We start from the raw sequence: 8,295 nt of genomic DNA on the forward strand, positions 1-8,295 counted from the left end.
AGCAGTGCTCTTGGCATTTGCAATCTTGCTTACAGCTTTCAAGCCGGCCCCAACATCCAATAATGCCCAGAAACCGGATACCACAACTTCCCACCACGACGCATCACCGTTCGCCTTGGCCAACAGCTTGTCCACGAACAGCAGCGCGGCCACCGCCGCGGCAGCAACGGCAATCCAACCGCCGAAGAACAACCCAATAACACCAAGGACAATGGAGGCGACCTCAAGAATCTTCACGGTAATCTGCCAAGCATCGGAATACTGCCATTGCTCCGCAAAACCATGCAACTTCGGCGATTCACGCGTGGCAGCGGCAATAGCCTTGGCCTGCTCATCGCCAGCCTTCTTATAGTTGTCGACGATCCTATGCACCGCTGCTTTGGCCGCTTCCAAATCTCTATTGGCCGTGGACAGTCCTTGCTCATACTGGTCGACCATGCTCTGCGCCTGTCTGCGTCGATCCCGTGCACGCTCATAATCCTCGTCACTGGCATCAGGGCTGAGATTGGAATACGCACTTTGCACACGATCGAATTCACGCTGGCTTGACGCTACATTCTGTTGAGCATTCGCCTGTACTCTCTTGGCATTCTCCACCTCCACGAAGGCATTGGAAGCCTGACGCTGATAGCTATCGATGTCTGAACTCCACGTGTCCAGTGCTTTCGCGACATCCCCAAACCCTGTGGCAAAGTTGCGGAAATCCTTCGGCATGGTACCAATTTTGTCAACGAACTTGGTCACCCATTCGCCGCTCATGCCTTCCTTGGTCTGCAAATGATCCAAATCATCTGCCATCTTATTGAAAGTGCCTTGCAGGTTCGAGTATCGCCCCGCCAAGTCGGCAGTGAATCCACCACTCCCAGGAACCTGATTCCCCGAATACCCGACAAAACCCCAATCCTCACCATCGAGATTCACGATATTTCCTCCCCACTCGTCGACGCATACGCGCTGGAATTCACAAACTCAATACTCACCGTATCCGCCATCGAAGCAAACAAATTAAACAAAACATCAGCAATATCAATTTGCGGAGTGGCACCAGTTACCACAAACACATGCTCCCCACACGGGATGAAAGTTCGAAGCGACGCCACATGACGATTGGTTTTACCACCCTTGTCATCAACCAACGACGTTATTGATTGCGCCCGAACCGCAGTCCCCATTTTCGGCAAATTCACTTTCTGCAACGACATGAATTCACCATCACCAAGTTCAGCCTGTTCATTAATGGAATCGAACGCGAATACCACAGAAACGGTTTGGTAATCAAGCAAGTTCCCGCTTGGAAGCAGAAGACGCAACCGAAAAGCCCACCCAATAAGCCACACCTGCCACTTGCTCTTAGCCCTCCATTGACCTGACGCCCATCTCCGCGGAACCATTCAAGAACTGGTCGGCGAGACGCACGTATCCGGGCATATCACCACTGAGCAACGCCAATCCCATGTTGCGAGCCGCCTTCACGTCCGCGATCCATGTCAACGCCACCACCGCAGCCGCCGCACTCATATCCAGCGCCTCCGGCGACGAACCATCGTCACGCCGGCCACCACGACGAGCCGTCATATCCTGCCCCATGCCGGCCAGCATGATGGGCAACGCCGGAACCCCGTACCCACGCACGCAATCCCGACAATCCGACAACACCCCCAACGCCTCATGCAGCGCCTCCCCATCACGCTCGTCCACCGCACGCATCAACAACGACGCCAAACGCGCGCCAACAAGCCCACGCGCCTTGGAATCCACGAAATTCCTATCCAGCCACGGACCGGCCACAACGTTAGAACACGCATCCCCGGATTCCACACCAGCCAGAACCCCGCACGCCGCTTCCACATGCTCGCTATCGAACACATACTGGCGGGACGCACGCACCACTCCGGCATCTAATCCGATCGCCGCATCCGACAGAGCGGCATCCCATGCAGCATCAGCAACATCCGCATCCACAGAATCCGTGGAAACACCAACAGCATCGGCAACCGAAACAGAAGAACCCGATGACGAGCCAAGACCAGCACCGGATTCACGGAAGGCCAGCACCTCCTTCATCCGCTCCACACCCCGCGAATCGAACGACACCGACACATACGGCATCATGCCATCCAACACCTCCAGATACCGCCCCTGCAACAACAAATCCGCCCACACCCGCGTCACATCATCATCAAGAGACCAACGCAACAACACCCACGCACCCATACGGCACACCGCATCAACATACCCCTCCAACTCGCCAGCACTCTCCTCACCCGGCAACGGCATCCGCCCCTCGGCAACACGACCATACGCATCCAACAACGAACCATCCGCCCGCCACAACACACGAAACAGCCAACCGACCATTCCGCTTTTCCCCACGACGGATATCACCCCATCAAGAAAACGCATCGCCTCCGCACGCGCTGCGCCCGCCCCTGGCGAGACCGTACAGGATAACGCGACCATATCCCCGAACGCCCCCTGCCCGAACACGTCATAGCCACGCGCCACAACCCCATGAGCCGCACGACTCGACGGCAACAAGCCAACCACAACAGGCAAACCAGCCAACGCATCCCTCAAACCACGGACACACCCGACAAAACCCTCACCGTCAACAACCACAGCAACACCCTCCATACCAACATCCGAACAGCAAACACGCCGCACCCACATCACACACCCGTGGCGGCCGCGTAGGCAAGCAGCATCAACATGACGAAATCAAGCACCAGGAAACCAGCAGCCACAGGCTGCCACGAGGCATCACGCCCCTCCAAGACACAACGCCGGATCGCACGAAGCTCACCGGGAATCCAGAACAACACCATGCCGACCGCCATCACGGAATTCACCCAGAACAACTGATTCGCATCGGCCGGGCCGACCCACAACATGCCCATTAATCCCAAACCGGCAACCACATTGCCACCCACACGCACACGCGGGGAAACACCCACCCCACGCAACACCACAAGCACCACGGCAACCACCACGGCAACCCCAGCCACAACCAAACCAGGCACCACCACAGCAGGAGAACTGTCGTAATACAGTCTGTCCGGACGTCCAGTCGTGGAGTCAATCAAGCTTTCGACATGGGGACCATACATCGCATACATAACGGTCTTTCCAATCTCCGCGCCCGCGGCACCGGCGACACACTGAACAATCAGAACGTCCCCGGCAACAGCAATCCACGGCTTGCGCATAACATGAGCAGCCAGCCACAGCAATAGTCCCGGGACAACACCCACGTCGAAAAAGACCGCCACAGGCCACCAATCGCTCGACAACGAGATACCGGCCATCTGCAGGAACCACACACCACCTCTAGCGGAATCACGTTCGAAGAACGCATACCGGGCTTGCAAACCTACCTGCGCAAGGAACAGCACAAACCACACGATAGTCCACAAGGCAACCCCCAAACGAGTGAACACACGCCTGCCACCCACAGGAATGCACATGTCGATGAACTCGCCCAACGCGCCATTCGCCAGAACACGATTCTCACCGCTGACATCAGAACCGCCAGCCTCGGCATCACCGCCCACACCAGCGGCTCCACGCTCCCACGGTGGCCGACCACCACTTCTCACCATATCAATCACCTCTCCACCATAAAGGAACGAATCGCGGAACCCGCATAAACAAATCCTTCACCGGCATTGTTCACCGCATCCGCCGCATCATTCAACTGGACAAGCCCCGGAATGAACATTTTCGCCACATCCCATGGACCCGATGTCTGCCGCCCGTACTTGACCTGATCAAGTACGAAATCATGCGCATGGCCAGCCAGATTGGCCCCCTTCTGCAACAAATGCTCACGACCGGCGTAATACAATACCGTTCTCAGTGTCCGACCGCTGCCTCCCCATCGTCCCACCTGAGAAGCGATAACACGCACACTATCCGAAACCCTCTTCACATCACCAAGAAACGTCATCCCTTCCGACACCTTCGTGTAAGTAGGGAGAACCTTGGAATACTGGGTGAGTATACCGAAACTCGCCACGCTGTGACACTCCCCGAGATTAGTTGCGATATTCCCCGACGCCAGTTTGAAGGATCTCAAATCATCTGCCAAACCGGTCGACTTCGCCACACTAGCCGTTTTGAATCCTTGCAATCCGGCGGAAAGACAACGTACCGATCCAATAATCGAAAGAATCAGGAAAGCACCTTCTGCAATCACTTCGTTAAAAGATGCATCCCCATAAAGATAATCTACATACTTGTCTGCTAACAGTAAGGCTCCCAGCGCCACGACTGCCAGCGCGATTCCCCATCCAGAAACAAACAGGCTCACTATGGCGAGCACGGCGGAAGCGGCCTTCGCGAACGATACGATGCACTGCCATCCATCCGAATAATGGAACTTCTCGAAACCGTTCACGGCAGGTGCATGCTCCTGTGCCTTGGCAATCTCACCCGCACGTTTATGCGCTTCACTCTCATAGTCCAAGCGGATATCACATACACGACGTTTCGCATCTGCCCACTCATCGCCCGCGGTCTCGACATGGTCGCTGTACCCGTCCAGCATCTGCTGTGCGGCTTCCTTCGCCTCACGCGCATTCCTGCGCTGCACATCCGTGGCGGCATCGGGCAACTCGTCAAACACCGCCCCCGCCTGCGTCAATGCCGAGCGCGCCCCACAAGACAGCCGCTCATACCGCTCCTTCTCGTCGCGTGCGGCGATGGCACGTTCCAACTGGGTTTTGGCATCCGACTGGAACCCGTCCAAAGACTGCATCCAGCCACGCAGCTGACAGGACACCTCACCAAAGCTGTCAGCAAATCGGCCGAAATCCCTAGGAAGATCCTGCAGCTTCTCCTCGAACTTGACAACCCACTCGCCCTGCATGCCGGCCTTTGTGTCCAGATTCTTCAATGCGGACGCCATTTCGGAGAAATCCCGCGACAAACACTTGTACTTCCATGCCATACGCGCGATTCCCTCGGTATCACCCGACACCGGATTGTCCGGCTGGTCCACTACGGCCCAGTCCAAATAATCGAGATTCTTCATAATTCCCCAACTCCCCTATTGATCCGATTCGTCCGATTCGGTTTCCACCGAGACTCGCAATGTCGCCGTAATTCTGGTAAACAGCTCGAACAACGTGTCAGACAATTCCACCTGAGGCGTAATGCCGGTAGCAAGAATTACCTTTCCCGCACAGGGGATGAACGTACGCAACATCGCCAACCTACCTACGGGCTTACCTTGTTGGCCATAAACGGTTTCTACAGAAGATGCCTGTACCGCAGGACCGAGTTTATTGAATGACGTTTTGCTCATGTGCAGTTCATCACCTTCGGGCAGGCCTTCCCGCTCCGTGAGCAGCGACTCCACGATGGCATCCAATTCCTCATCCGCTGTACCATACGGCACAGCGGATGGAAGCACTGAGACCATGAATGTAGCCATTACCAATACGGGGCTGGCATCATCAAGTTCCGTGGTTATGGCGTATCGTACACCAGCTTTCCATGATTGCTCGTAAGAGTTCGCCAGATATTTGCGTAATGCCGGATAAACTTCTCGCCAGTCGGCGATGACGTGTTTCATCGGTTCAAGAGCCTGCCGAATCTGCCATTCCCGGTCAGCAGGATCCAACAGGATTTCTCTCCATCCCTGTGGAGGTATCAATGAAATATGTAAGAATTCAGCCAACGGATTCTCCCCATCGCCGGTCGATAATGCTCATAGCAGGCAGTCAAGATTGGTGCACGGCATCGGAAATGGCCTTGGCAATCGCCTCATCGGCCTCATCGGACCCGGTTTTCACGTTTTCCAAGAAGTCACGAAGATTCTCCGTCTTCTTCTTGTACTTGTTCTTCGTATCGCTGACCTGATGGTTGAATGCGAAAACCGCATCGACCAGCTCGGAACAGCCGACATTGTCAGAACTCGGCTCGGTAATCTGCTCATCCAGATTTAGCCGATCACGAATACTGTTGAACCCCTGCATCAGCGTGCTTACTGATTCTTCCACAATCGTCAGGTTTTCGGCCACCCAGCAACCTCCTTGTTGTTCGTGCAATCCTTCATACAGTTTTCTCGGCAACACCAATCAAACCGATTCTATTGGCATCCAACCCGATACTGCAAGACCTTCCGAAGCGAATGCTCACGACTCGGCTAGCTCGCGAACGTGCCGCGCATACGACTCCATATCGGCGTTCAACAAATCCACCGCCAACTTGCGGCTCCAGGAAGGATCAGGGATGCGCGCGAGCAGCATGGCCGCCATGCTCGAGCGCAGGTCACGCGAGGACTCCAGGTACCGCATACGTTGGTCGAGATCCGCATCGGGCCGCAGCCCGTCCGAATCCTGCAACGTGCGCGCGGCGATGATGGGCAACGCCAGTATGCCGTCATCACAAACGATGTCCCGGTATATGGCGAGCAGATTCAACGCAGCCTCGAGCCGGTCTCTATCCCTCTGCTCCAACGCGGTGGAGACCAACGGCTCCACGATTCCCGCTCCCGCCAAGGTCAGCAGCTTGTCCTGTACGAAATCCGGCTTGTGCCAGGGATTGCCATCATCAAGCTCGCCATCACCATCCGCATCGCCATCGGCATCAGCCTCGGCATGGTCGAGGAAATAGCGATACGCCTCGATGACGTGGTCCGCATCGAACAGGTACAGTACATCGGATTGCGGGAACGGACGGCCATCATCCGCGACGCCATTCTCATCCCCGTCATCGGGCGCGGCAGAACCCTCACTAGACGAAGGACGGAGACCGCCTTCCGCCTCATGCAGCTTCATCTCCATCGCGGCGGTCTCGCCACGCCGCATCGCCGCGGCTATGGCGCGATCGCGCAAATCCGATGCCACCAATTCGGTTTCGTTCGCGTTCAACGACACATTGGAGTACGGAAGAATGCAATTGAGCGCCTCATCGTACTGTTCAATGAGGAACAACCTCGCGATATACGCGCTGGAGGTATCCCCTTCGCCCCAGCCAAGAAGGACATGGGCCGCCAACCGGCATGCCGAAGTCAGGAAATCAAAAGTGGCGTCCAGATCCTCCACATCCGCATCGGCTATCTGCTGGCGAAGCTGCAACTCCTTGCCCCAAATCATGCGGAACAGCCAGCCGAACACATCCTCATCATCAATCATGGAGACTGAATCAGATATAAATCCCTCGCCCTGGGCAACCAAATCCTCATCACGGGTGCGAACTGCCAAAGCGATGATATCGGCGGGACTCGTCTGCCCGAACACATGATAGGACCGCTGCACCAAGGCATCATCGAAGCCATCCGGCAACGGAACCAGCGGATCCTGCCACATCCGGAAATCCGCAACCAGACACTTCAACTCCTCGACATACCGCCGCTCATCCAACCGAATGGACATCCCCACTCACCCTCCTTTGCACTACCATCCCAGCACACAACCAACCGTCACGCCATGGGCAGCGCCGTACACACGCCAATGACGAACAACGCCTCGGCAGTGAGCCAGAACGCGGCCGACCACTCACCACACGACTCACGACGATTATCCACACAAAAATACACGGCAGCCAAATCCAACGGGAACCACAGGAACCCGACGAACAACGCAACCAGCGGGGCAGCCACCAACGCGAAACCGCTCACATGACGGGTCAACGCGATGCCGATGGCCGCGACCAAGCCAACCACGCCGCCACCATACGATATATAGCGAGGAAGAATATTCGACCCACGATGCCGATCCTCCCGGTACAGGAACAGGGAACCCGACACCAGCAGTACACCGGCCACCAAGCCAATCACCCACCAACCACCCGACGCGGGCTGTGCCAAAGGCGCAGGCAGACGATCAGACGACCAATCCACGAAATCCCCCGGCTTCAACAAGCCCGTCGCCACATACCGGTCCCACAACCACCTACGACCAACCTCCTGACCCACAAACGAACCAACCGCAAGCATCGCCAAGGAACCGAACATCACGAAAGGCACGGTCAGACGAGGCCACAAACTGCCAATCGCGTAAACGATGAACGGAGACAACGCTATCGACGTAAACACAATGACGAACACCCCAACATTGGGGACGGCCATCAACGGCCACCAATCACCCGACCCATTCGCCTTCGCCACATCCATGAACACTACCTGCACCACCACGGACACCACAAAAACAAACAGGAACCACAAAGACTTCAACACCACGCCACGCATTCCGAACGCACGACGCCCCGGACGCGGACCATGCAGATGAGGAACCGTCAACGCCAACAAACCATGACTCTCATACTCCAGAGTCGGACCACCATTCGCCG

9 protein-coding genes are annotated in these 8,295 nt (G+C 56.3%); all 9 read right to left on the reverse strand.

Annotated elements, in window-relative coordinates; genetic code table 11:
• The coding region (locus ACEUKI_RS10565; protein WP_147295324.1) for a putative T7SS-secreted protein at window positions 1-921 on the reverse strand (921 nt) is incomplete at its 3' end.
• Window positions 918-1,283: a hypothetical protein gene (locus ACEUKI_RS10570; RefSeq protein ID WP_374156874.1), complete on the reverse strand. Its 366-nt coding sequence runs from the start codon at window positions 1,281-1,283 to the stop codon at window positions 918-920. The genes ACEUKI_RS10570 and ACEUKI_RS10565, both read right to left, overlap by 4 nt.
• A 67-nt stretch (window positions 1,284-1,350) precedes the next feature.
• On the reverse strand, window positions 1,351-2,634 hold the full coding sequence (locus tag ACEUKI_RS10575; RefSeq protein ID WP_147295310.1) for a hypothetical protein: 1,284 nt from the start codon (window positions 2,632-2,634) through the stop codon (window positions 1,351-1,353).
• Window positions 2,635-2,669: 35 nt separating this feature from the next.
• Window positions 2,670-3,599 carry a hypothetical protein gene (locus ACEUKI_RS10580; RefSeq protein ID WP_374156875.1) on the reverse strand — a complete coding sequence of 310 codons (930 nt, stop codon included), beginning with the start codon at window positions 3,597-3,599 and terminating at the stop codon, window positions 2,670-2,672.
• 5 nt (window positions 3,600-3,604) lie between these two features.
• Entirely contained in the window at window positions 3,605-5,032 is a 1,428-nt protein-coding gene (locus ACEUKI_RS10585; RefSeq protein ID WP_115770821.1) for a putative T7SS-secreted protein, read from the reverse strand.
• 15 nt (window positions 5,033-5,047) lie between these two features.
• Window positions 5,048-5,680: a hypothetical protein gene (locus tag ACEUKI_RS10590; RefSeq protein WP_147295312.1), complete on the reverse strand. Its 633-nt coding sequence runs from the start codon at window positions 5,678-5,680 to the stop codon at window positions 5,048-5,050.
• Window positions 5,681-5,723: 43 nt separating this feature from the next.
• Window positions 5,724-6,023, reverse strand: a complete 300-nt coding sequence (locus ACEUKI_RS10595) for a hypothetical protein (RefSeq protein WP_080786123.1) — start codon at window positions 6,021-6,023, stop codon at window positions 5,724-5,726.
• Window positions 6,024-6,137: 114 nt separating this feature from the next.
• On the reverse strand, window positions 6,138-7,379 hold the full coding sequence (locus tag ACEUKI_RS10600; RefSeq protein ID WP_374156876.1) for a hypothetical protein: 1,242 nt from the start codon (window positions 7,377-7,379) through the stop codon (window positions 6,138-6,140).
• A 47-nt stretch (window positions 7,380-7,426) separates the two neighbouring features.
• Window positions 7,427-8,295: hypothetical protein (locus tag ACEUKI_RS10605; RefSeq protein WP_115770849.1), on the reverse strand; the 869-nt coding region annotated here is incomplete at its 5' end.

It is taken from the genome of Bifidobacterium sp. 2450 (assembly GCF_041900695.1).
Taxonomy (GTDB): domain Bacteria; phylum Actinomycetota; class Actinomycetes; order Actinomycetales; family Bifidobacteriaceae; genus Bifidobacterium; species Bifidobacterium longum.